Raw genomic sequence first — 24,992 nt, forward strand, 5'->3', positions numbered from 1 at the left:
CTCAGGCGGCCCGGACCTTGGCGCTCCCACGCGCCCAGGCCGGCAGCCAGTCGCCATGTGTCGCCAGCAACTCATCGACCAGCGCCCAGATCTGGTCGAGATCGAGTTCGGCGGCCGTATGCGGATCCATCATCGCCGCGTGGTAGATGTGCTCGCGGTTTTCGGTCATCAGCGCCTGCACCGTCAATTCCTGCACATTGATGTTGGTGCGTATCAACGCGGTGAGTTGCGGCGGCAGCTCGCCAATATAGGTCGGCTGGATGCCGGAGCCGTCGACCAGGCACGGCACCTCGGCGGCGCAATTGTCCGGCAGCGAGGTGATGCAGCCATTGTTGCGGACATTGCCGTAGATCACCGAAGGCTCCCCGGTCCACACCGAGTTCATGATCGAGGACGCGTATTCCTTCGATTGCTCGACCTCGATGCGGTCGGCCGAGCGATAGGCCTCGGCCTGGCCCTTCCAGCGCTCGATCTGTTCGATGCAGCGCTTGGGATATTCGTCGAGCGGAATGCCGAACTTGTCGATCAGGTCGGGGCGGCCTTCCTTGATGAAATAGGGCGTGTATTCGGCGAAATGCTCGGAGCTTTCGGTGACGAAATAGCCGAGCCGCGTGAGCATCTCGTAGCGCACCTTGTTGGGGCAGCGCGGGTTCCAGCCCGGCTTCGGCGCCCTGCCTTCGCGATAGGCGCGGACCAGGTCCGGATAGAGGTTGCGGTAAGAGCCATCCGGCTGCCGGTGCTCGAACTTCAGGTAGAAGGCCATGTGGTTGATGCCGGCCGAGCGGTAGCGTATCTCGTCGTAGGGAATGTCGAGATCGTGCGCCAGTTCCATCGCCGTGCCCTGCACCGAGTGGCAGAGGCCTACCTGTTTGATCTCAGGGTATTTCTCTGAGATCGCCCAGGTGTTGATCGCCATCGGGTTGACGTATTGCAGCATGATCGCGTCGGGGCAGACGGCCAGCATGTCCTCGCAGATCTTCCACAGATGCGGCACGGTCCGGAGGCCGCGCATGATGCCGCCGACGCCGAGCGTGTCGGCAATGGTCTGGCGCAGGCCGTATTTCTTCGGCACCTCGAAATCGGTGACGGTGCAGGGCTCAAAGCCGCCGATCTGGAAGGCGACGACCACGAAGTCGGCACCGGCGAGCGCCTTGCGCTGGTCGGAATAGGTCTCGGCCTTCGCCTTCACGCCCAGCGTCGCGATCAGCTTGTTGACGACGATGGCGCTCTCTTCCAGCCGCTGCGGATTGATGTCCATCAGCGCGATCGTCGCGCCTGACAGCGATGGGCGCTGCAGCACGTCGCCGACAATGTTCTTCATGAACACGGTCGAACCCGCGCCAATGAAGGTGATCCTGGGATGTCTTGCCACTATTAAACCTCCGGCACTTTGCTACGCCACGTCGAAGGCGGCCCTGACGAGCCGTTCGGTGTAGGCGGTCTTGGGATGGGTGAGGACCTCGTCGACAGTCCCCTGTTCGACGATCTTGCCGTTCTGCATGACGATGACACGGTGGCAGAGCGCGCGCACGACCTTGAGGTCGTGCGAAATGAAGAGATAGCTAAGGCCGCGTTCGTCCTGCAGCTTGCGCAACAGGTCGATGATCTGCGCCTGCACCGAAAGGTCGAGCGCCGATGTCGGTTCGTCGAGCAGGATGAATTCGGGCTCCAGCGCGATGGCTCGGGCAATGGCGATGCGCTGCCGCTGGCCGCCGGAAAATTCGTGCGGGAACCGCGACAGGATATCGCCGGGCATGCCGGCGCTGACCAGGGCGTCGCGCACCCGACCGACCCTCTCGCGCCGTGTCGCGCCGATCCTGTTGACGACCAGCCCTTCCTCGATGATCTGGCCGATCGTCATACGCGGGTTAAGCGACGAGAACGGATCCTGAAAAACGACCTGCATGCGCGAGCGCAGCGGCCGCATCCCGGCGCGCGACAGGCCGTGGATCGGCTGGCCGTCGAAGCTGACCTCGCCGCGCTTGGCCTCGGTGAGCTTGAGCAAGGCGAGACCGAACGTGGTCTTGCCGGAGCCGGATTCGCCGACCAGCCCCAGTGTCTCGTGGCGGCAAAGCTTCAGGCCGAGATCGTCGACGGCGACCAGCTCGCGCCAGTCCGGCTTCAGGAAGCTGCCATGGCGCAGCATGAAGCAGACGCGCATATTGCGGGCCTCGAGGATGGTGCCGCTGTTTTCCGGCAGCGGCTGCGGCTTGCCGTGCGGCTCTGAAGCGAGCAGCCGCTTGGTATAGGCATGCTGCGGGTCGGCGAACAGCCGCTCGGTAACGTTGTGCTCGCACATCTCGCCATGCTGCATGACATAGACATAGTCCGAGAATTTCCGCACCACGGTGAGGTCGTGGGTGATCAGGATGACCGCCATCCTGAGTTCTTTTTGCAGATTGCGGATCAAATTGAGGATCTGCGCCTGGACCGTGACGTCGAGCGCTGTCGTCGGCTCGTCGGCGATCAGCACATCGGGGTCGTTGGCGAGCGCCATGGCGATCATCACGCGCTGGCGCTGCCCGCCCGACATCTGGTGCGGATACTGCTTGATGCGCGCTTCCGGCTCGGGGATCTGGACATGCCGCAAAAGCTCGAGCGCCCGCGCCCAGGCTTGCTTGCGGCTGACCTTTCGATGCACTCTGATCGCCTCGACGATCTGACTGCCGACCGTATAGATCGGGTTGAGCGAGCTCATCGGCTCCTGGAAGATCATCGAGATGCGATTGCCGCGCAACTTGCGCCGGGCGCTCTCGGGGAATTTCAGTATGTCCTGCCCGCAATAGTCGATGGTGGATTTCGGCGACACGGTGGCCCGCTTTGACAAGAGCCCCATGACGGCGCGCGCCGTCACCGACTTGCCGGAACCGGACTCGCCGACGATGGCGATCGTCTCCCCGCGATAGAGCTGGAACGAGACATCCTTCACCGCGTCGACGACGCCGTGCTCGACCTTGAAGGCGACCTCGATGTTGCGGGCATCGATGATGGGTTGGTCGTGGCGGCCGGCATGGTCGAGCCGGACGGCTGGTGCGAAGGTGGCTGCGAGCGCTACGGTCATCCCGGCCACCTCAATAGGGATCGACGGCATCGCGCAGGCCGTCGCCCAGCGCGTTGAAGGCAAAGACGGTGATCAGCACGAAGCCGACCGGCGACAGGATCCACGGATAGGTGCCGATGACCGAATAGGTAGCCGTGTCCTGCAGCATCAGCCCCCATGAGATCAGCGGCGGTTTCACGGCGAAGCCGAGGAAGCCGAGAAAGGCTTCGAGCAGTACCACCGTCGGGATCGCGATCGTCACGGCGACGATGACGTGGCTCATCACATTGGGGAAAATGTGCTGCATGATGATACGCATGTCGGTGGCGCCAACCGCCATGGCAGCTCGCACATAGTCGATCCGCGCCAGCGCCAGCGTCTTGCCGCGCACCTCGCGCGACATCTGCGCCCAGCCCAGCGCCGACATGACGATGATGACGAAGGCGAGGAAGACGTTGGTCGGCGCGGTCACCGGGATCAGCGTCGTCAGCGCAAGATAGAGCGGCAATTGCGGGAAGGCGAGCACCAGCTCGACAAAGCGCTGCATCCAGACGTCGAAGCGGCCGCCGAAATAGCCCGAGACCATGCCGACTGTGGTGCCGATGACGGTGATGATGAACACCACCGTCAGCGCGATCATCAGCGAGACGCGCGAGCCCTGGATGGCGCGCGACAACACATCGCGGCCGAATTTGTCGGTGCCGAGAAAATGCACCGGCTGGCCGTCGGCCGAAGCGAAGAAATGCCGGTTGGCGGGGATCAGGCCAAGCAGCCGGTAGTCGGCGCCCTTGACGAAGAAGCCGAGCAGGCGCGGATGCTCGTAATCCGGCCCGACGACCGGCTGGAAGGTGACCGGGTCGAGGTCTGCAGAATCCGCCAGCGCATAGACCCGCGGCTGGAGCACGAAATTCCCGTCTCTGTCGTGAAAACTCATCACTTGCGGCGGGGCGAAAGCGACATCGGTCACCTTGGGGTCCATCGGCGCGAAGAAATCGGCAAACAGCGCCATCAGCACCAGAAGCACGACAAGGATCAGCCCGGCCATGCCGGTCCAGGAGCGCCTCAGCCGGCGCCAGACCAGCGCCATATAGCTCTCATTGCCGCGTGGGGTCGCAATCGCGGTTGCTTCAGCCGGGGGCGGCGGCGGGGATGGGTCACGCGCCAGCATCTAGCTCTCCCTGAACTGGCGTACGCGCGGATCGAGCAGCGCGAGCAGCATGTCGGCGATGATGTTGCCGACGATCAGCGTTGCCGACAGCACCATCATGAAGGTCGCCGTGACATAAACGTCGCCGACCGCCATCGAGCCGACGATGGCGGGCCCGACCGTCGGCAGCGCAAAGATGATCGCCGTCTCGATCTCGCCGGTCAGCATGTAGGGCAGCACCACGCCCTGATACATGATGAGCGGGTGCAGTGCGTTGGGCACGGCATGGCGCATGACGACGGCGCTGCCGGTCAGGCCCTTGGCCTTGGCCGTCTCGACATATTGCGCGTTCAGCGTATCGAGCAGATTGCCGCGCATGACGCGCATATTGTAGGCGAGCCCGCCGAAGGTGGCGATCGCCACCACCGGCCAGACATGCTTGACGAGGTCGGCGAATTTCGCCCACGACCACGGCGCGCCGCCATATTGCGGCGAGAAGAAGCTGCCGATCTCCGACACGTTGAACTGGAAGACCAGGAGATAGACGATGATCAGCGCCATCAGGAAGCGCGGCACCGTCATGCCGAGGAAGGAGATGGCCGACAGCACCGAGTCGATCCATGTGTATTGCCTGGTCGCCGCCCAGATGCCGAAGGTGATGCCGAGCACCGACGCCAGCAGATGGCAGACCAATGCCAGCAGCAGCGTGCGCGGCAGCCGCTCGCCGACCACTGCGGCGACCGGCTTGTTGTAATAGAGGCTGTAGCCGAAATCGCCGCGGGTGATGATGCCGGCGACCCAGTTCAGGTACTGGACGGGCAGCGGTTTATCGAGGCCGTGCTCGACCCGATAGGCCTGCGCCTGCGCGTCGGCTTCGGCAAAAGACGCCCCGCCCTGGTTGATGAGCTGCGAACGGATATAGTCGGCATAGTCGCCCGGCGGCGCCTGGATGATGGCAAAGGTGACCAGGCTCAGGATGACCATGACCGGCACCGCCGATGCTATGCGCATGGCCAGGAATCGCAGCATCGGACCGTTTCTCCTCCTTGGATCTAATCTGTTGCCGCTGACCTTACTCCGTCCCGGCCGCGCGCGCAGCGCGGCCGGGCGTCAGCCAGGGGAGGAAACTCAGTTCGTCGGACCCTTGTCGCCGGGCTTGCCGGGAAGCTGGTCGGGAAAGAGTTCGTATTTCTGCTGCTTGTCGGCGGCGACGAAGACGCGTTCGCGCACGATCGAATCCTCGGCCCAGTTGAACATGAAGATCGGCGTTCCCTGCGGGATGTTGGAGAAGCGCTTGTTGATGATCAGGGCGCCGGGATATTCGGTCAGTCCAATATTGTAGACATGCTCCGTCGAGATCTTCTGGAACGTCTTCATCAGGCTGGCGCGCTCGTCATTGTCTGACGAGGAGACGAACTTGTTGACGATGTCGACAAGCTCCTTTTCGAACGGCATCAGGTCGACCACGCCGCTTTCGGGCGCGCGGTGATCCCAGCTGGTCTTGGGTCCGACGGGCGCGAGTTGCACGGTATTCTGCACGACGGAAGTCAGCTCCTGCTCGTTGCGCCTGATCAGCCAGTCGAAGCGGCCGGAATATTGCGAGGCATCACGCTGGGTGCCGTTGAGGCCGTTGAGCACGACCCTGATGCCAAGCTTTTCCATCTGGCCGACGACGCCTTCGGCGAGGCTCTTGTCGGTGCCGTAGTCATTGTTGACCAGCATCACGATCTCGACATTCTTGCCGCCGGCGGTCCCGGCCGGGAAGTTCACGAAGCCGTCGCCATCCGTATCCTTGAGACCAGCCTTGGCCAGTTCCGCCTTGGCGCCCTCGATGTCGAAGGGATAGTAGACGGTCGAGTTGCGGTCATAGAAGCTGGTGCCCGAGGAAAAGCCACCGGGGTAGATGGCGGTGAACGGCCCCTTGACCAGCGAGTCGCCGAGCGCCTTGCGGTCGAGCGCCATGGTGATGCCCTTGCGGAAGTCCTCATTGCGGTTGAGCTCGCGGATCGCCTGGCCGCGTTCGTCGGGATTGCCCCAGCCATTGGCGGAAAAGTTCATGCGCAGATTGTAGCCGATCAGGCGCGGGCCAAAGGCGAGCCGGGCCGGCGCGTCCTTGTCCGCCGCTCGCTTCAGCGAAGCGACGAAATTCTCCGGCTGCTCGAGGTTGGAGAAGTCGGCGGCCCCTGCCACCGCCTGCACGTCGCGGTCGGCCCAGGTCGACAGCTTGTAGTGCAGTTCGTTGAGATAGGGCAGCTGGTTGCCCTTCTCGTCGACCTTCCAGTAGTAGGGATTGCGACGCAAGACGATGATGTCGTCGGGCCTATATTCCACCGGCACCCAGGCGCCCATCACCGGAATGTTCATATATTCCGGCGGGAACGCGTTCTTGAACTGCTCGTAGGTATTCTTCGAGTACTTCGGATGCTGCGGCTTGAGGACATGCGCCGGGCCGGGGCAGAAGGTGCCATAGGCCATGGCGTAGAGATACTGTTTGGGGAAGGCGTCCTTGAAGGTCCACTCGACGGTGTAGTCGTCGACCTTCTTCAGCGTCGTGCCGACACCGAAGGTTTCCGCTGTGGCGCCGTTCAACGGCGAGACATTGGGGTCGACGACCTCATCGTCCCAGTAGAACATGACATCGTCGGCATTGAAGGCAACGCCGTCAGACCATTTGGCGCCTTCGACCAGGTGCATGGTCAGCGTGTGGCCATCCTTCGACCAGTCCCAGCTCCTGGCGAGGTTGGGCAGCGGCTCGGTGTCCTTGGCCTCGACCTGGAACAAAGGCGCGGTGCGCGTCAGGCATTCCGAAAGGCCGATGTCGATGCCGCCCCATCCTTGGGTCTGCCCGGCGCCATAATTCCAGCCTTCCGGCCGGCCGCCAATGACGTGGCGCATGGTGTCGCCATAAACGCCGATGCCGTCCGGCATGTTGCCGGTCTTGAACACCAGCGGCTCCTTCGGCAGGCGATCCTTGACCGGCGGCAGCTTGCCAGTCTTGACGTATTTCTCGGTGACCCACTCGGGCTCGTGATATTCGGGCAGCGCCTTGAACTCCAGGATGGAATCGCGGGCGACGTATTTGATCTTGCCCTCGGCGGGAAACGCCGCCGGCGCCGGCGGCGTGGTCGGCTCGGACGCGTATGCACTGCCAAGCGCCGATGCCGAGACGCTCAGCGCCAGCCCGGCGAGAATGCCAATTCTTCGCCCGGCGAGAATGCCAATTCTTCGACCGGCGAGAATGCCAATTCCACGAAAGTTCCTCATTGTGTTCCTCCCAGATGTTTCGACGTCTGCTGCTGCCGCATCTATTCATGACGGCTGATTGGCGAACCGGCCTCCCGCTGTCCGCCTGCCAGCATTCTCAGCCGGCCTGTTTCAGGGCCGTTTTTTCGGCGCGCAGTTCCTCGATCGAGCGCACTTTGCGCCGCGCCGCACCCGCCCAGTCGCGGGTTTTCACCATCGATTTCGAAAGCCGCTCCTTGGCGGCCGGCACGGCATCGGCGTATTGCGGCAGCCAACGCGCCTGGGCGACGACCATCTCGTCGACCATCTGCCAGACCTCTTCCGGCGTCGACACCGCACCCACCAGCGGATCGTGCAGCACCGCGAGCTTGAGCAGGTCAATGTCGCCCGTAACAGCCGCATGCACCGACATGCGCTGAACGTTGATCGAAGCCATGCAGGTGGCCGCGCAGGCTTCCGGCAGCGTGATGCCTGACGCCATGTTGATGCCGAAGCGATCGACGAAACCGGGCGATTCGATGATCGCGTCCTGCGGCAGATTGGTGATGATGCCGGTGTTCTTGACGTTGAAGTGGCCGCGATAGACGCGGTTCGTCTCCAGCGCTTCGAGAATATGGCTGGCATGCTCGTTCGAGCGCTTCGATACGTCGAGCGGCTTCGACGCCGCTTCGAGGAATTGCGGATATTCCGTCTCGAACCAGTTGCGGGTTTCCGTGGAGTAGCGAAGATAGCCGCCGGTCTCGCCATGGATCCAATCGGACATGTCGATCCAGCGGGTGATTTCGTCCGGCCGCTTGCGATACCAGGGCAGATATTCGGAGAGATGACCGTTGCTTTCGGTGGAGTAGACGCCGAAGCGCTTCAGCACGTCGATGCGCAGCTTTTCCTGCTGCGAATAGACCGGATGCGCCTCGAAGGCAGCCACCAGTTCGTCCTTGCCGATCTTGCGGCCGTTGAGCCGCAAATCGATGAACCAGGTCTGGTGGTTGATACCGGAGCAGACATAATCGAGTTCGCTGTGCGACTTGGCGCCGAGCACTTCGGCGATCTGTTCGGCGCCGTGCTGGACACCGTGGCAGAGGCCGACCGTATCGACCTTGCCATATTCGATCGCCGCCCAGGTGTTCATCGCCATCGGGTTGGCATAGTTGAGGAATTTGGCGCCTGGCTCGGCGACCTCCAATATATCCTTGCAGAAGTCGAGGATGACCGGGATGTTGCGCTGGCCGTAGAGGATGCCCCCGGCGCAAATCGTGTCACCGACGCACTGGTCGATGCCGTATTTCAAGGGAATGCGGATATCGTCGGCATAGGCTTCGAGCCCGCCCACCCGGACGCAGCTGATGACGTAGCGCGCGCCTTCCAGCGCCTTGCGGCGGTCGGTCGTCGCCGTCACCCTGGTCGGCAGCTTGTTGGCCTCGACGATGCGGTCGAGGATCGCCTTGATCATTTGCAGATTGTGTTCGCTGAGATCGGTCAGCGCGAATTCGATGTCGCTGAATTCCGGGACGCACAAAATATCGGTGAACAGCTTCTTGGTGAAGCCGACGCTGCCGGCGCCGATAATAGCGATTTTGAAACTCATCACCTCACCTCGATGCATTCGAAATGCCGGGTAAGGAGCAACAGGAAAGGGAATGGCGGCTCGCCTCGGCGCGCATGCCATTCGAGCCGGAATTCCGGCTCGTTCTCCTCCCCGCCCGCTCCTCGACCGCGGGTCTTTCGCGTTCTCAGGATTTGGATTATGCCGTTATTCCAGGGCGCGGCCAGAGAACGATTATGCTTTCGAGGGTAATTTTGTGCTGCATGATCTGATCGCCAACGGACAGTTGATGCGCACCATCTCGCTGCCGCGCGGCCGCCAGCGCCTGCATGCCATGCCAACCAGCACCGGCTATGAAGTACGCGAGGGCGTGACCTATGACTGGGATGGGCGCAAGCGCGGCCAGACACCGTTCACCGTGCTGCAGCACACGATCAGCGGCACCGGCCAGCTGCGCTACGAGAACCGCAACTACCGCCTGCAGGCCAACGACACGCTGCTGGTGCTGGTGCCACACAACCATCGCTACTGGCTGGAGAAGGGCGACCGCTGGGAATATTTCTGGATCTCGATGAATGGCGAGGAGGCGCTGCGCGTCCACAAATCCATACTCAGCGTCTCCGGCCCGGTGTTTCGGCTGCAGCCGGAGACGATCGATCATCTCGCCGATTGCAGCCTGCGCCTGATCAAGGGTGGCGCTTCGCCTGGCGCTGCTTCGGCAATCGCCTATGAGGCGGCGATGGCGCTTTACGACGATGTCTTCGGCTCGCACGCCTTCACTGAGAAACAGAGCGTCATGCAGCCGGTCATCGATCATATCAACGCCAATCTCGACAAGCCCTTGCCCGTGGCCGAGCTCGTCCAGATCAGCGGCCTCAGCCGCGCCCATTTCTCGCGCTGCTTCGCCGAGAGCGAAGGCGTTCCGCCGGCCGAGTTCGTGCTGCAGCAGCGGCTGCAGCGGGCGGCGAAGCTGCTAACCAAAGCCGATTTCCTGCCGGTCAAGGAGGTCGCCATCCTGTGCGGCTTCGAGGACGCCAACTATTTCTCGAAAGTCTTCCGCCGGCTCTACGGCATCAACCCGACGCAGTTCCGTACCACCGGCATGTATGCCAGCCTGGGCAGCCTTCGATAGGATTACCCGATGCGGTTGCCGCTTGCGGGATCGAATAGATGCAGCGCCGCCGGATCGGCAGACAGCCGCACCGTATCGCGCGGTCGGATAGTGCTGCGTCCCATGACGAAGACACAAACCAGCTGGTTGGCGAGCCGGACATAGAACTGCGTCGACAGGCCGAGCGGCTCGACCACCTCGACTTCTGCCTTGAGCGGACCATCGTCGGCAAGCTGGATGTGCTCCGGCCGTAGCCCGACGGTGAGCACATCGCCATCCTTCGATGGCAAGCCATCAGGCAATCTGAGCTTCTGGCCGTCGGCCAGCACCGCATCCACCTTGCCGCCCTTGGCGACTGTCGCTGGAAAGAAATTCATGCCGGGCGAGCCGATGAAGCCGGCCACAAAAGTGTTGATCGGCCGATCGTAGAGTTCGAGCGGATGGCCGACCTGCTGGACGTAACCGTCATGCATGACGACGATGCGGTCGGCCATAGTCATGGCTTCGACCTGGTCGTGGGTGACATAGACCGATGTGGTCTTGAGCTGCTGGTGCAGCGCCTTGATCTCGGCGCGCATATGGACGCGCAATTTGGCGTCGAGATTGCTGAGCGGTTCGTCGAACAGGAACACTTTGGGATCGCGCACGATGGCGCGGCCCATGGCGACGCGCTGGCGCTGGCCGCCGGACAGTTGCCTGGGCAGACGTCCGAGGAAACTGTCGAGGCCGAGGCGCTTGGCCGCCGCCCCTACCCTGCCGTCGATCGTCGTCTTCTCCGCCTTCTTTAAAAGCAGGCTGAAGCCCATGTTCGACGACACGTCCATGTGCGGATAGAGCGCGTAGGACTGGAACACCATGGCAATATCGCGGTCCTTCGGCGCGACATCGTTGACCAGCCGATCGCCGATATGGATCTCGCCGCCCGACACTTCCTCCAGCCCGGCAATCATGCGCAAAAGGGTCGACTTGCCGCAGCCGGACGGGCCGACCAGCACGACGAACTCGCCATCGGCGATTTCGAGGTCGACGCCGTGCAGGATGCGCAGCGAACCGTAGTCCTTCTCGACGTTTTGCAGCGTGACGGAAGCCATCGATTATCCTTTGACCGCGCCGGCGGTGAGGCCGGTGACGAGATAGCGTTGCAGGAAGGCGAAGAAGATGCAGACCGGGATCAGCGCCAGGATCGACGCCGCCATCATCTGCCCCCAGTCGACGGCGAACTTGCCGATATAGGTGAGCAGGCCGACGGCAAACGTCTTCTGGTCGTCGCTGGAAATGAGCATCAGCGCGAACAGCAATTCGCTCCAGGCGGCGGTGAAGACGAAGCCAAGCGTGGCGCCCATGCCGGGCAAGGTCAGCGGCACGATCACCTTGCGCATCGCCTGCGCCCGCGTGCAGCCGTCGATCATCGCCGCTTCCTCCAGATCCTTCGGAATGCCGTCGAAGAAGGACTGCATCAGGAAGGTGGCGAAGGCGGTGTTGAAGGCCGTGTAGATGATGATCAGACCGACCAGGCTGTTGGTCAGGCCAAGCTCGCCCATGACGCGGTAGATCGGCGGAATGACCATCACCAGCGGGAAGGTTTGCGTCAGCAAAAGCATGATCGCCAGTGTCGCCTTGCCGCGAAAGGTGAAGCGCGACATGGCGTAGCCGGCGAGGGTGGCGATGACCGTGACGAGCGCCGCGGTCGACACCGAGACGATGACGCTGTTGAGGAAATAGCGGGGGAAATCAGAGGCTTCCAGGACAGTGATGAAGTTGCGGAAGGTCGTCTGCGACGGCCACAGCGTGATGCCCTCGGAATAGAGCAGCCGCTCCGGCGTCACCGAAATCTTCAGCGTCCAGAAGATCGGGAACAGGGCGAAGATCATATAGGCGGCAATCGCCGCGTAGAGGCCGACGCCGCTGAAGATGCGCGAGGAGGTAGAGCGTCCGGCAATCATCAGACGTGCCTCACCAGCAACCGGCGGATGGCGATCAGCGCGATCGCATAGGCGATGAGCAGTACCAGTAGCAGCACCGCCACCGCGGAGGCATAGCCCTTGTCCAGCGACTTGAAGGCACTGACATAGATGTAGACCGGCACCGTGCTGGTCGAGCCTGCCGGCCCGCCCTCGGTCATGACAAAGATCAGATCGGCGAAGGTGGCGATCCAGATCGTACGCAGCATGACGGTGATGACGATGGTCGGCGCCAGGAACGGCAGCGTCACCTTGGTGAAGCGCTGCCAGGGCGAAGCGCCGTCGATTGCGGCCGCCTCATGCAGTTCCGACGGGATCGACTTCAGCGCCGCCAGCAGAGTGATGGCGAAGAACGGAATGCCGAACCAGATGTTGGCGATGATCGGCCCCCACATGGCGGTGGCCGGATCGGACAGCACATTGGTCGGCTCGGCCTTCAGCCCGAGCGTGAAGAGCCAATGCGGCAGTGGTCCGATGATCGGATTGAACAGCCACGCCCAGGTCAGGCCCGACAGGAAAGATGGCACCGCCCAGGGCAGGAACACCACCGCCTGCACGAACTTGCGCCCGACAAACGGTTTGTCGAGCAGCAACGCCAGACCCAGGCCGAGGAAGAACTGGAAGAACAGGCTGGCGACGGTCCACCACAGCGTGTTGACCAGCGCCTGCCCCAGCACCTGGTCGGTCAGCATCGCCTGATACTGGCCTAGACCGACATATTCGGATTTGAAGGCGGAGAACTTCCGGAACGAATAGCTGATGCCGATGATCAGCGGCACCAGCAGCACCACGACCAGCAGAACGATCGCCGGCGAAAGATAAAGCCAGGGCTCGATTGCTGCATGCGTCAGCCGCTTCTTTCGCGGCCGGCCGGCGGATCGTATTTCGGACACGGCGTAGGTCATTGGGTGCTAAATCGTCTCCTGGAGGAGCGCCGGGATTGGCGACAAGCGTCCTACCCGCTCACGAGAAAGATGCCGGTCCACCCTCTGCAGCGCAGCTGCTGCGGAGGACGGGCAGGCAGATGAGGGGCGGCGCCAGCCTTGGGGTGCTCGCGCTGCCCCTCATCCGGGCCTGTCTATGCATGTCGTTGTCCCAAAACCGCTACGCACTTTTGGGCGACATGCATTCGGGCCACCTTCTCCCCGTAAACGGGGAGAAGGTGGAAGAACTACTTCTTGTTCTTGGCCAGCCAGTCCTGCTGTTCCTTGGTCAGGAACGCGGCCCATTGATCGGCAACGTCCTTGGCCGACTTCTGGCCGAGCAGCACTTCCTGGAAATTCTTGATCGCCACCTGGTCGACGAAATTGCCGAGGTTCTCCAGATGTGTCGGCGGCGTCACCATTTCATATTTGGAAGTGTCGCTGAGTTCGGTGAACCAGCCTTTGAACTGCTCGGTCTTGAAGTGGGCATCCTGGTCGGCGCCATTGTGGATCGGCACGACGCCGACTTCCTTGGCCCATTCGAGATTGTCCTTGGGCGACAACAGCGTCGCCATCAGCTTCCAAGCATCGTCCTTGTGCTGCGAATTGGCGAACATCGCCCAGCCGGCATAGCCCAGCGTCGGATAGGATTTGCCGCTTGGCCCCACAGGCAGCGGCGCCACGGCAAAATCGTCGGCACTCATCTTGTCGGCAATGCCGATCAGCGCATCCGGATCCTGGTTGAGCATGGCGCAGGTGCCGGAATAGAAGCCGGTGACGGTCTCGTTAAAGCCCCAGCTCACCGCATCCTTGGGCGCCAGCCCGTCCTTGTACATGTCGGCCAGCATCTGCAGGCCCTTGACCGAGCCCTCCTCGTTGATGGTCGAGGTGCCGTCCTCGTTGAAGTAGCCGCCCTTGCCGGCGGCGATGTTCATGAACATGTGCATGCCGTTGAAGGCGCCCGGCCCACCGCGCAAGCAATAGCCGTACTTGCCTGGAATGGCCGAGATCTTCTTGGAGTCGGCGATGAAGTCGTCGAGCGTCGCCGGCGGACCGTCGAGACCGGCTTCCTTGAACAGCTTCTTGTTCCAGAACAGCGCATTCACATAGTAGCCGTACGGGATCATGAACTGGGTGTTGTTGACGGTCGAGCCGAACTGCTTGGCGCGGTCGCCGAGCGTTTTGGCATCATCCCATTTGGCCATGTAGGGACCGAGATCCTCGAGCTGGCCGTTGGTGGCGTAGAGGCCCATCCAGCGCTCCGGCATCTCGACGATGTCGGGCGTATCGCCGGCCTGCACCATGTTCAGGAATTTCTCGAACGCCTGGCCCCAGGGCAGCGAGACCACCTCGACCTTGACGCCGGCATTGGCGGCCTCGAACTCGGCGATCTGCTTCTTCAGGAATTCGGTGCGCTGCGGGCTGGTGATGACCTCGACCAGCTTGAGGGTGGTGTCGGCCAATGCGCCGCTGGCGGACATCGCCAGGCCGGCAGCGGTGGCAAGCATGATGCTCAGTCGTTTCATGTTCAGAACTCCCATTTTGAACCCAGTCATTTTTTTGCTTTGTCGAAGGCCTGGCCGATGTCGGCCCAGAGGTCTTCGACGCTTTCCAATCCGACATTGAAGCGGATGGTTCGGGGGCTGACGCCGAAGCGCGCCATCGAATTGAGACCCGGTGTCTGCTCGAGCGAGGCCTTTGCCGGCACGACGAGGCTTTCATGACCGCCCCAGCTGACGCCGATGCGGAAAAATTTCAGCGCATCGACGAAAGCGGGAATGTCGACATCCTCCGTCACCTCGAAGGAGAACAGCCCGGCATAGCCGGCAAGCGTCTTCTTGCCGGGATGGTTGGAATAGGCGGGATGATTGACCCGCTCGACCTTGTCATGCGCCTTCAAGCGCTCGGCGATGATGAGCCCGCTCTTCATGTGATGCGGCAGTCTCAGCGGCAGCGTGCGCAGGCCGCGCAACAGCAGCCAGCCCTCGAAGGGCGACAGCTTTGCGCCAAGCTGCGAGTAGGTCTGGTCGTTGATGTGCTTGATATGGGCGGCCGAGCCCGCCACCACACCGGCGACGGTATCGCTGTGGCCGCCGAGATATTTCGAGGCCGAGTGCAGCACCAGATCGACGCCGTGCAGGATCGGCTTCTGGAACACCGGCGTCGCCCAGGAATTGTCGATTGTGGTGACGATGCCCTGCTCTTTCGCCAGCCGCGTCAGATGTTCGAGATCCTGCAGCTCGAACATCATCGAGGTCGGGCTTTCCAGGTAGAGCAGTTTCGCACCGGGAAGTGCCGCGGCCACCGCATCCGGATCGGAGCCGTCGACATAGTCGACCTTGATATGCAGGCGCGGAAACAGCCGCTCGAACAGTCGGTAGGCGTCGCCATAGCAATTGCGCACCGCAAGGATGCGTTCGCCTGCGCCGACGAAAGCCAGCAACGTCGCGCTGATCGCAGCCATGCCGCTCGAAAAACCACGTGCGGCTTCAGCACCTTCAAGCGCTGCGACGCGCGACTCGAATTCCATCACCGTCGGATTGTCGCCGCGCGAATAGATCGGCTGTTTCCTGCGCCCGGCAAAGGTGTCGACCATGTCGGCATAGCTGGCGAAGGTGAACAGCGAGGTCTGGTAGATCGGCGGCACCACCGCATTGCCGGGGAACGGGTCGTCATGCGCCAGAAGCGTCGCCGCCTCGGCGAGATAGTCGCTGCCGGAAATGCCTGGGTCGAAGCTGTGCTCGTTCATGTGCGGACCGAAAGTTTGAGGTTGGCGGCGCCGCGCTTCAAATCGTCCTCGACCGTGGCGATCAGCTTCAGCGCTTCGGCCCGGGCGCCTTCCGGATCGTGCGCGGCGATGCAGTCGAACATGGTGCGGTGGTAGGGAAAGCTTGCGTGGCCGAAATCGCGCACGCCGAGCGGATGTTCCCAGAAGCGGTGGAACAGTTCGTGCATGGCGGCGATAATCTGCTCGAACAGCGGATTGCCGCAGGCGCGGTAGATCGCCTGATGGAATTCCCAGTCCTCTTCCGACGACATGCCGGCGCGGCTGAGAAACTCTTCCTCCATGATGTCGAGCTTGCGCTCGATCTCGGCGAGGTCGTCCTTGTCGGCACGAATGGCGCAAAGGGCGGCGGCTTCCGCTTCCAGCGCGCGGCGGATTTCCAGCGTGCGCATCAGGCCGGTGAAATCATTGCCGCCGGCAAGCGTCAGCGGCATGTGCAGCATGTCGAGCGAGACGGCGGCCTTGAGATAGGTGCCCGAGCCCTGCCGGCGCTCGACCAGGCCAAGCCCTTCCCAGCGCGTCAGCGCCTCGCGCACCGTGTTGCGGCTGACCTTCAGACGCTCAGCGAGGATGCGTTCGGTCGGCAGCCTCTCACCGGGTTCCAGCTTCTCGCGCATGACGAAGCCGGCCAACGCCTTCAGCACCGCGTCGTCGCGGGCCGTCGTCTGGATCGGCGGAAGGCTGAATTCGGTCACCGGGGCTATTACCGAAGTGGTTCAATGGTCCAACCAATTTCTGCACAGACGAAGGGACCTGTCAACAGTGGAAACGCAGCAAGGCCGAAGGGCCAGGGGATGCACCTTCGGCCTTGCTGCTTCAGCCGTGGATGCGCGCCGGCGCAGCGGCGGCGCGAGCCTCGCGCCAGCGAGCGAAGATTGCCTCGCGAACCCGCCTCGAACCAGAGAGGCGCTTTTTTGCCTGCGCCAGCACCGCAGGCGACGCCTCGGCGGGCGTGCCGGACCGAAAGGGAGGAGCCGGGGCGTATTCGAGCGAGAGCTGCACGATCTCGGCCTCCTCCTGTCCAAGCAGCCTCGCAACCAGCGCCAGGCCGAAGTCGATCCCCGAAGTGACGCCGCCGGCGGTGATGAGCTTGCCGTCTTCGACGATACGCTCGTCGACCGGGATCGCTCCGAACTCCTCAAGGAAATCATGCGCATACCAGTGCGTGGTCGCGCGCTTGCCCCTCAGCAGTCCGGCCGCCCCAAGCACCAGGGCACCGCTGCAAACGGAGGTGATGTAGCGCACCTGCCCCGCGCGCTCCCACACGAAATCGAGGACTGTCTGGTCCTCCAGCAGCGCGTTGACCCCGCCCCCGCCAGGAATGCACAGCGCGTCGAGGGGCCGGCAGTCGTCAAAGGTCGCGGTTGGCGTCAGCGAGAGGCGCGTCGATGACGTCACCGGGTTGCGATCCTTCCAGATCAGTTCCACCTCGGCATCCTTGGCCGATGCCAGGACTTCGTATGGGCCGGTGAGGTCGAGTTGTTGGACGTCGGGGAATACGAGGATGCCGAAACGAAGGGGCATGGAAATCTCCGTGGGTTGACTTCGGGCAATCTACGGCATCATGGTTTGGCACGATTGCCATTCACCCCTCGTTTCAGGCCAAAACCCGATGCGCCGTATCGAAGTGCTTGCCTATCCCGACATCCAGCTCCTCGACGTCAGCGGACCGCTCCAGGTCTTTGCCAGCGCCAACGACTTCAAGCGGCAGGCGGGCGAGCCGGCCCCCTACGAGGTCGTGGTCGTCGCCGCCTCGCCCCGGATAAGGACCTCGGCCGGTCTGGTGCTGGAGGCCACGGCGCTGCCAACCCACGGAGGTGAGATCGACACGCTGCTTGTCCCCGGCGGATGGGGCGTCAACGCGGCCTGCGACGATGCCCAGCTGGTCGAATGGATTGCCAGCCGCTCGCGCGATGCCACGCGAAGCGCTTCCGTCTGCAGCGGCGCCATGCTGCTGGCGACGGCTGGCCTGCTCGACGGCCGCCGCGCGGTGACCCATTGGGGACGCTGCGCGGAGTTCGCCCGGCGCTTTCCCGCGGTCCGCCTCGAACCCGATCCGATCTTCATCCGCGACGGCAATGTCTGGACATCCGCCGGCGTAACGGCGGGGATCGATCTCGCCCTCTCCCTTGTCGAGGCCGACCTTGGCCGGCACACGGCGCTTGCCGTGGCGCGCGAATTGGTGGTCTTCCTGAAACGTCCCGGTGGCCAGGCGCAGTTCAGCCAAACCCTCAAGCTGCAGCAAGGCGACGGGCGCTTCGACCGGCTGCATGGCTGGATCCTCGAAAATCTGGCCGGCGACCTGTCGCTCACGCAGTTGGCCGACCACGCCAATATGAGCCCGCGCAGCTTCTCGCGGCGCTATCGCGAGGCCACGGGCCGGACACCCGCCCGCGCGATCGAGGAGATCCGGATCGAGGCGGCGCGACGGATGCTGGAGCGGGGCCAGCCCGTCAACCAGACGGCCCGCCGCTGCGGTTTCGGCTCGGAAGAAACCATGCGGCGCGGTTTTTTGCGCGTGCTGGGCACCAATCCGCGCGCCTATCGCGAGCGTTTCTGATCGCGAGGGCTTGCGCCATTAAGCCGGCGGTCGACGCCGTAGAAATAGAGCCTCTCCAGCGTTCAGGCGGGATGCTGTAGCTGGCTGAGCCCGCCATCGACGACGAGGGTCGCCGCGTTCATGAACGGGCACTCCTCAGAAATCATGAACACAGCGGCCAGCGCGATCTCGCGCGCCGAGGCGATGCGGCCGCCGGGATGCAGCGCCAGCGTCCTGGCGCGCGCCGCAACCGAATCGGCAAAACTGTTCCAATAGTCGGTCGCCTTCTGCGTCTCGACATAACCGGGCGCCAGCGCGTTCACGCGCACGCCCTGCCCGGCATATTCCAGCGCCAGCGATTTGGTCAGCCCAAGCAGCGCGTGCTTGGCCACGGGATAAGGGAAGGTATGAGGGATGATGGTGAAGCTGTGCGTCGAGGCGATGTTGAGGATCGCGCCACCGCCATTTGCGATCATTCCTGGCAGCACCGCCTTGCTGCAATTCCAGGCGCCCTTGACGTTGACGTCGAAATTGCGATTCCACTCCTCCTCGGTCGCCTCGAGCGGCGTCGAGAACACATTCATCCCCGCATTGTTGATCAGCGCGTTGATCGGCCCGATCGCGTCGGTCGCCCGGCTGACGGCAGCGGCAATCGCGGCCCCGTCGCTGATGTCGGCTGCGGTATGTCCGACATGGCCCTGCGGTGCGGCAAGGCCGGCGACCGTTTTGTCCAGCAGCGCGCCGTCGCGATCGACCAGGAACAGTTTTGCCCCTTCGGCCAGGCAGGCCCCGGCGATGGCAAGCCCGATGCCTTGCGCGGCGCCGGTGAGGAAGATGCGTTTGCCGGACAGGCGCTCAGCCATGGCTGTCACTCCACTGCAAGATGGTCAGCGCCGGCCCAGTGCCGACGAACGCAGATTGTCGAGCAAAACGGCAAGCAGCAGGATCACGCCGCGCACAATGTACTGGTAGAAGGCTGGGATGTTGAGCAGGTTCATGGCGTTTTCGGCAATGCCCATGATCAGCACGCCGACGATGACGCCCGACATGGTGGCCCGGCCGCCGGCAAGCGAGACGCCGCCGAGCACGCAGGCCGAGATGACCGAGAGTTCAAGCCCGACCGCCGCATTGGGCTGGCCCGACGTGATGCGCGAGGCCAAAAGGATGCCGGCGATGCCACAGACCACGCCTTGCAGAGCAAAGATCCAGATGCGCGTCCAGTCGACATTGACGCCGGCCAGGCGCGAGGCCTCCGGGTTGCCGCCGATGGCCAGCGTGTTCTTGCCGAAGACGGTACGATTGAGGACAAAACCGAAGATGCAGAACAGCACGGCCAGGACCCAGACCGGCGTCGGAATGCCGAACAGCTTGGATAGCGCCAGCTGGTAGAAATCCGGGCTGTTGATGCCGACGGCGCGGCCATCGGATGCGATCAGCGCAAGGCCGCGCACGATCTGCATGGTGGCAAGCGTCGTGATCAGCGCGTTGATGCGGAATTTGGCGATGACGACGCCATTGATGAAGCCGACGAAGGCGCCGCAGGCGATTGCCGCGAGAAGCCCGAGCAGGATCGAACCGGTATAGTTCGACGCCATTACCGCGACCATGCCGGCAAAGGCGACGATGGAGCCGACCGAGAGGTCGAAGTCACGCGCGGCAAGGCAGAACATCATCGTGCAGGCGACAATGCCGACGGTGACCACCGACTGCAGCAGGCCGAGCATGTTGCGGTCGGTGAGGAAGTTCGGCACCAGCAGCGACACCAGCACGAAGGCGACGATGAAGATGACGACGAGGCCCTGTTCGCCGAGCAGGATCTTCTTCAACTGATCGGTCATGGTAAAGATCCTCAGGATGCGATCGCGTCGGGGGTTTTCTGATCGGGAAGAGCAGCGGCCAGGATCGCTTTTTCGGCGAACTGGTCGCGGGCGAGTTCGGCGCTGATGCGCCCGCCGCACATCACCAGGATGCGGTCGCAAATGCCCATCACTTCCGGCAGTTCGGACGAGACGACGACGATCGCCATGCCGTCTTCGGCAAGCTGGTAGAGCAACTCGTAGATTTCCGCTTTGGCGCCAACATCGATACCGCGTGTCGGCTCGTCGACGATAAGCACGCGCACGCCCTGCTCCGACAGCCAGCGGCCGAGAATGACCTTCTGCTGGTTGCCACCGGAGAGGTTGATGATGTCCTGCTTGCGCGACGGCGTGCGCACCTTGAGCTTCTTGATGAAGGTCTCGGCGGTGGCGATCTCGCTGGCGCGGTTCAGGATCCCGAAGCGCGTGTGATGACGCCGCGACGAGATGTTGATGTTCTCCTCGATCGAGCGGCCCTGGATGATGCCGTCATGCTTGCGGTCTTCCGAGCACAAAACGATGCCGGCGCGGATCGCGTCATGGGGATCGGTGGCATGAACGACCTTGCCGTCGACGCTGATGGTGCCGCCTGAGCGCCGGTCGGCGCCGAAGACCAGCCGCATCAGTTCCGAGCGCCCCGCGCCGATCAGGCCGAAGAAGCCGACGATCTCGCCCGCCCTCGCCTCGAAGCTGGCGGGCGTCGTCAGTTTTACTCCGCGAACAGCGTCGACCTTCAGCCGGACATCGCCGGCCGGGCGTGGGCGAAACCCCCAGATATCGGAGATTTCGCGGCCGACCATTTCGGCGACGACCTGGTCGCGTGTGACGTTTTTCAGCGACGCATGGTGCGCCGCGAGCTTGCCGTCGCGCAGCACGGTCAGGCTGTCGCAGAGGCGGAACACTTCGTCCAGCCGGTGCGAGACATAGATGATGACCTTGCCCTCGCCGCGCAGGCGGTCGATCAGGGCAAACAGGATTTCGCTTTCGCGCGACGACAATGACGAGGTCGGCTCGTCCAGAGCGATGACGCGCGCGTCGAGCATGATCGCCTTGGCGATCTCGACCATCTGGCGCTCGCCGATCGACAGCGTCTTGACCTTGCGGCTGATATCGATGTCGATGCCGGCTGATTTCAGCTTGGCGCCAACATCGTCCAGCATCCTGGCACGGGCGATGATGCCGGCGTTGGCGGGGAAGCGGCCGAGGCTGAGGTTTTCGGCAACAGTGAGCTCGGGAACCAGCTGCAGTTCCTGGTGGATGACGATGACGCCATTGTCGAAGGCATCTCGCGTCGTTGCATAGGCTTGCATCTTGCCGTCGATGAGGATCTCGCCGTCATCGGCATGCTGGTCGCCGGACAGGATCTTGATCAGCGTGGATTTGCCGGCGCCGTTCTCGCCCATCAGGCCGTGCACGGCGCCCTTGTCGACGCCGAACGAGACGTCCGACAGCGCCTTGACGCCCGGATAGGTCTTGGTGATTTCCGAGAAGTCGAGAAAGGACATGGGGCGCCTATCCTTTTGCCATGCCAAACAGGCGGCGACTGTGAGCCGCCGCCTGTTTGTACAGGGAGGATTATTCGATGCCGAGACCCTTGCGGACCGTCTGGTAGTCGTCGCGCTTGGCCAGCGCACCGGCGGTCAGGATGAGCTTCTCGGGTTCCTTGTTGTTGGCGACCCAGTCATACATGTTGAGCGCAGTCTCGTAGCCGTGACGCTTCGGCGAGATGATCACCGTGCCGACGAAGCCGGTGGCGGTCGGCTTCTTGAACTCGTTGATCGCCGAATCCGCGCCGCCAATGCCGACGCCGATCACGTTTTCGGCCGGGATGCCGACGCTTTCGGAAGCACGAACGGCTCCGAGCACGGCTTCGTCGTTGAGGCCGAAGGAGACCCACTTCTTGATGTCGGCATGGGCGTTGAGCACCACCGTCGCCGCATTCAGCGCAGCCTCGGTGTCGGTCTTGGCCTGAGGTGCGTCGAAGATGTTCTCGGCCTTGAAGCCGTTGGCCTTGAGCACCGAGATGGCGCCTTCGACCCGGTCGACGGCGGTCGGCAACTGATCATAGGAGACGCGGATGGCGCCAACCTCGTCGGCCTTCCAGCCGCGCGCCTTCATTTCGTCGACGATCGCCTGGCCGACGGCCTCGCCGATCTTGGTCGCCGAAATGCCCATATGCGGCACGTCTTCCAGGGCCTTGCCGTCTGCGCCGACCAGACGGTCGTCAACGGTCATCAGCTTGAGATTGTTGGCGGCGGCCTTGGCGACGATGCCGGGGCCGAGTTTCACATCAGGTGTGCAGACGATGAAGCCTTGCGCGCCCTGCGCGCCGAGATTGTCGATCGCCGACATCAGCTTCTCACCGTCCTCGGCGCCGATCTTGACCAGGGTAAAACCCTTCTCCTTGGCGGCCTGGTCGGCGAACTTCCATTCGTCCTGGAACCACGGCTCCTCGGGCTGTTTGACGATAAAACCTATCTTGGTGTCCTGAGCATATGCAGCGATGGTCGTGACGGACAGCACGGCAAGCGCGCCCGCGACGAGCGCGGTCTTCAGAAGTCGCATGATTACCTCCCAGCGATGGCCGGGCGCTCAGCCCGGATGCAGAGTCTCTAATTCTTTTTATCATACTCGTCAATTGATCTGGTATGATAATTGAGCTACATGCTCTGACCAGGGATCGCTGGCGCAAATCATCCGCATCCGGTAAGGCCGGGGACGCGAGATCAGTGGTTTCGCCGCCTTGGAGGAGGGCTGAGGTGACCGAAACTTCGAAGAAGGCATCAGGCGACACCCGCCGCCCGCGCGTCATGCCCGATGTGACCAAGGCGCTTGCCTCAGACATCTTTTCCGGACGCTATCCCGCCGGCTCGTCTCTGCCGACCGAAAACGAACTCGGCGTCGAATATGGCGTCAGCCGCACCGTCATCCGCGAGGCGCTGAAGGTGCTGGCCGCCAAGGGGCTGGTGCTGTCGCGGCCGCGCATCGGCACGGTTGTATGTGAACAGGACAACTGGAACATCATCGACCCGCAGGTGCTGGCCTGGCACGCGCCGCATGCGCTGGACGACAAATTGTTCGACGCCATCCTCGAAACGCGCCGCGCCATCGAACCTCTGGTAGCTGAACTGGCGGCGACTCGTGCGACGCTGCAGGAGATCGCCGATCTCGAAGCCGCCTGGCGCGGCATGGCCAATGCCGGCGAGGATCTCGCCGCCTTCTCGCGCTCGGACATCACCTTCCACCAGATCGTCTATGCCGCGAGCCACAACCCGATCTTCCGCCAGATCGGCAATCTGATCGACACCGGGCTGAAATTCTCGCTCGAAGCAACGGCGACCATTTCGCTCGCCCGGCGCATGGAAGCGGTGGCGGCGCACCGTGAGGTGGTCGAGGCGCTGCGCATGCGCGATGCCGCGGCGGCGCGTGCGGCGGCAGGCCGGATCCTCGACCTTGCGGCGCGCGACCTGGTCAGCGCCAAGAAACTCAAGAACAACTGAGACCAGCATGAAAATCATCTCGCTCACCACCTACATCGTCCCGCCGCGCTGGCTGTTCCTGAAGATCGAGACTGATGCCGGCGTTACCGGCTGGGGCGAGCCTGTGGTCGAAGGCCGTGCGCTGACGGTCGAGGCAGCGGTCAAGGAACTTGGCGATTATCTGATCGGCAAGGACCCGCGCCTGATCGAGGACCATTGGACGGTGATGCATCGCGGCGGCTTCTACCGCGGCGGGCCGATCCTGATGAGCGCCATTGCCGGCATCGACCAGGCGCTGTGGGACATCAAGGGCAAGGCGCTCGGCGTGCCTGTGCACGAACTGCTCGGCGGCAAGCTGCGCGACAGCATCAAGGTCTATTCCTGGATCGGCGGCGACCGGCCGGCGGAAGTGGCTGATGGCGCCAGGGAAGTGGTGGCGCGCGGTTTTCAGGCGCTGAAGATGAATGGCACCGAGGAACTGCAGATCGTCGACAGCCATGACAGAATAGATGCGGCTGTCGAACGAGTCGCCATGGTGCGCGAGGCCGTTGGGTCCAACATTGGCATCGCCGTCGATTTCCACGGCCGCGTCCACCGGCCGATGGCGCGCATGCTGGTCAAGGAGTTGGAACCCTACCGGCTGATGTTCATCGAGGAGCCGGTGCTGAGCGAAAATCGCGAGGCGCTGAAGGAGATCGCAGCGCTGGGCTCGACGCCGATCGCACTCGGCGAGAGGCTCTACAGCCGCTGGGATTTCAAATCGGTGTTCGAACAAGGCGCCGTCGACATCATCCAACCAGACCTGTCGCATGCCGGCGGCATCACCGAATGCCGCAAGATCGCAGCGATGGCCGAGGCCTATGACATTGCGGTGGCGCCCCACTGCCCGCTCGGCCCGATCGCGCTCGCCGCCTGCCTGCAGCTCGATGCCGTCAGCTACAACTGCTTCATCCAGGAACAGAGCCTCGGCATCCACTACAACGCCGCAAACGATTTGCTCGACTATGCCGCCAACAAGGACGTCTTCCGCTACGAGGATGGCTATGTCGCAATCCCCGATGGTCCCGGCCTCGGCGTCGAAATCGACGAGGACTACGTCAAGGAACGCGCCAAGGAAGGCCACCGCTGGCGCAACCCGGTCTGGCGTCACAAGGACGGCTCCTTCGCCGAGTGGTAGCCCGGCCGACCTTGCGGCCAGGCCTTCAGGACCTCGGGTTCGATTTCGCGGTGGCGCCAGCGTAACGCAGGCCTCTGATGGGCCGCAGCGCCGAGCACCAGCGCATGGGAACCGTCGGCGCCGGCAAGCCGCAACTGCTGACCGCCTGGGTTGCGGCAAGCGATCGAAAGCGGTCGCTATCCTGGGAC

General features: G+C 63.1%; 21 protein-coding genes. 4 read left to right on the forward strand and 17 right to left on the reverse strand.

Translation table 11 applies throughout. The annotated features are described in order from the left end of the window. Position 1: 1 nt before the first annotated feature. From melA (ACYG97_RS13980) to melA (ACYG97_RS14005), 6 genes are all read right to left on the reverse strand, one after another. Positions 2–1,372: an alpha-glucosidase/alpha-galactosidase gene (melA, locus tag ACYG97_RS13980; RefSeq protein ID WP_023704664.1), complete on the reverse strand. Its 1,371-nt coding sequence runs from the start codon at positions 1,370–1,372 to the stop codon at positions 2–4. A gap of 21 nt (positions 1,373–1,393) precedes the next feature. Continuing rightward, positions 1,394–3,061: an ABC transporter ATP-binding protein gene (locus tag ACYG97_RS13985; RefSeq protein ID WP_023704663.1), complete on the reverse strand. Its 1,668-nt coding sequence runs from the start codon at positions 3,059–3,061 to the stop codon at positions 1,394–1,396. Between the two features lie 10 nt (positions 3,062–3,071). Continuing rightward, positions 3,072–4,208 carry an ABC transporter permease gene (locus ACYG97_RS13990; protein ID WP_023687914.1) on the reverse strand — a complete coding sequence of 379 codons (1,137 nt, stop codon included), beginning with the start codon at positions 4,206–4,208 and terminating at the stop codon, positions 3,072–3,074. After that, positions 4,209–5,216: an ABC transporter permease gene (locus ACYG97_RS13995; protein WP_023668135.1), complete on the reverse strand. Its 1,008-nt coding sequence runs from the start codon at positions 5,214–5,216 to the stop codon at positions 4,209–4,211. It lies immediately after the preceding gene. A 99-nt stretch (positions 5,217–5,315) separates the two neighbouring features. Continuing rightward, positions 5,316–7,451: an ABC transporter substrate-binding protein gene (locus ACYG97_RS14000; RefSeq protein WP_050587669.1), complete on the reverse strand. Its 2,136-nt coding sequence runs from the start codon at positions 7,449–7,451 to the stop codon at positions 5,316–5,318. A 97-nt stretch (positions 7,452–7,548) separates the two neighbouring features. After that, on the reverse strand, positions 7,549–9,015 hold the full coding sequence (melA, locus tag ACYG97_RS14005) for an alpha-glucosidase/alpha-galactosidase (RefSeq protein ID WP_023687911.1): 1,467 nt from the start codon (positions 9,013–9,015) through the stop codon (positions 7,549–7,551). A gap of 247 nt (positions 9,016–9,262) precedes the next feature. Between melA (ACYG97_RS14005) and ACYG97_RS14010 the strand changes: the two genes are divergently transcribed. Beyond that, on the forward strand, positions 9,263–10,105 hold the full coding sequence (locus ACYG97_RS14010) for an AraC family ligand binding domain-containing protein (RefSeq protein WP_081725414.1): 843 nt from the start codon (positions 9,263–9,265) through the stop codon (positions 10,103–10,105). 2 nt (positions 10,106–10,107) lie between these two features. Here the strand turns inward: ACYG97_RS14010 and ACYG97_RS14015 are convergent, their stop codons facing one another. The 7 genes from ACYG97_RS14015 to ACYG97_RS14045 form a co-directional block, all read right to left on the reverse strand. Then, on the reverse strand, positions 10,108–11,175 hold the full coding sequence (locus tag ACYG97_RS14015) for an ABC transporter ATP-binding protein (RefSeq protein WP_023733167.1): 1,068 nt from the start codon (positions 11,173–11,175) through the stop codon (positions 10,108–10,110). 3 nt (positions 11,176–11,178) lie between these two features. After that, entirely contained in the window at positions 11,179–12,027 is an 849-nt protein-coding gene (locus tag ACYG97_RS14020) for a carbohydrate ABC transporter permease (protein WP_023691354.1), read from the reverse strand. Continuing rightward, positions 12,027–12,950, reverse strand: a complete 924-nt coding sequence (locus ACYG97_RS14025; protein ID WP_023685296.1) for a carbohydrate ABC transporter permease — start codon at positions 12,948–12,950, stop codon at positions 12,027–12,029. The genes ACYG97_RS14020 and ACYG97_RS14025 overlap by 1 nt, the downstream gene beginning before the upstream one ends. Before the next feature lie 266 nt (positions 12,951–13,216). Beyond that, positions 13,217–14,494, reverse strand: a complete 1,278-nt coding sequence (locus ACYG97_RS14030; RefSeq protein ID WP_023733168.1) for an ABC transporter substrate-binding protein — start codon at positions 14,492–14,494, stop codon at positions 13,217–13,219. A gap of 26 nt (positions 14,495–14,520) precedes the next feature. Continuing rightward, positions 14,521–15,717, reverse strand: a complete 1,197-nt coding sequence (locus tag ACYG97_RS14035) for a PLP-dependent transferase (RefSeq protein ID WP_023733169.1) — start codon at positions 15,715–15,717, stop codon at positions 14,521–14,523. After that, positions 15,714–16,448, reverse strand: coding sequence for a FadR/GntR family transcriptional regulator (locus ACYG97_RS14040; protein ID WP_023668124.1), 735 nt, complete (start codon positions 16,446–16,448; stop codon positions 15,714–15,716). The genes ACYG97_RS14035 and ACYG97_RS14040 overlap by 4 nt, the downstream gene beginning before the upstream one ends. Before the next feature lie 121 nt (positions 16,449–16,569). Beyond that, positions 16,570–17,277 (reverse strand): DJ-1/PfpI family protein, encoded by a 708-nt coding sequence (locus ACYG97_RS14045; protein WP_023733170.1) that lies wholly within the window; start codon positions 17,275–17,277, stop codon positions 16,570–16,572. An 88-nt stretch (positions 17,278–17,365) separates the two neighbouring features. On the opposite strand from ACYG97_RS14045, the gene ACYG97_RS14050 reads away from it, so the two are divergent. Further along, positions 17,366–18,313: a GlxA family transcriptional regulator gene (locus ACYG97_RS14050; RefSeq protein ID WP_023687903.1), complete on the forward strand. Its 948-nt coding sequence runs from the start codon at positions 17,366–17,368 to the stop codon at positions 18,311–18,313. A gap of 62 nt (positions 18,314–18,375) precedes the next feature. On the opposite strand, the gene ACYG97_RS14055 is transcribed toward ACYG97_RS14050, so the two are convergent. From ACYG97_RS14055 to ACYG97_RS14070, 4 genes are all read right to left on the reverse strand, one after another. Then, the gene (locus ACYG97_RS14055; RefSeq protein WP_023687902.1) at positions 18,376–19,155 is read right to left on the reverse strand and encodes an SDR family oxidoreductase; all 780 of its coding nucleotides are present in this window, start codon (positions 19,153–19,155) and stop codon (positions 18,376–18,378) included. Between the two features lie 24 nt (positions 19,156–19,179). Next, complete coding sequence (araH, locus tag ACYG97_RS14060) at positions 19,180–20,130, reverse strand: L-arabinose ABC transporter permease AraH (protein WP_023687901.1); 951 nt, start codon at positions 20,128–20,130, stop codon at positions 19,180–19,182. Between the two features lie 11 nt (positions 20,131–20,141). Beyond that, complete coding sequence (araG, locus tag ACYG97_RS14065) at positions 20,142–21,653, reverse strand: L-arabinose ABC transporter ATP-binding protein AraG (protein WP_023733171.1); 1,512 nt, start codon at positions 21,651–21,653, stop codon at positions 20,142–20,144. 70 nt (positions 21,654–21,723) lie between these two features. After that, positions 21,724–22,713, reverse strand: a complete 990-nt coding sequence (locus ACYG97_RS14070; RefSeq protein WP_023668118.1) for an arabinose ABC transporter substrate-binding protein — start codon at positions 22,711–22,713, stop codon at positions 21,724–21,726. A 245-nt stretch (positions 22,714–22,958) separates the two neighbouring features. Here ACYG97_RS14070 and ACYG97_RS14075 point away from each other — a divergent pair, with 245 nt between their 5' ends. Beyond that, positions 22,959–23,648 carry a FadR/GntR family transcriptional regulator gene (locus tag ACYG97_RS14075; protein ID WP_245259915.1) on the forward strand — a complete coding sequence of 230 codons (690 nt, stop codon included), beginning with the start codon at positions 22,959–22,961 and terminating at the stop codon, positions 23,646–23,648. Between the two features lie 7 nt (positions 23,649–23,655). Further along, positions 23,656–24,804, forward strand: a complete 1,149-nt coding sequence (dgoD, locus tag ACYG97_RS14080) for a galactonate dehydratase (protein ID WP_023714596.1) — start codon at positions 23,656–23,658, stop codon at positions 24,802–24,804. Positions 24,805–24,992 lie beyond the last annotated feature (188 nt).

This window comes from Mesorhizobium sp. W067, from assembly GCF_054719525.1.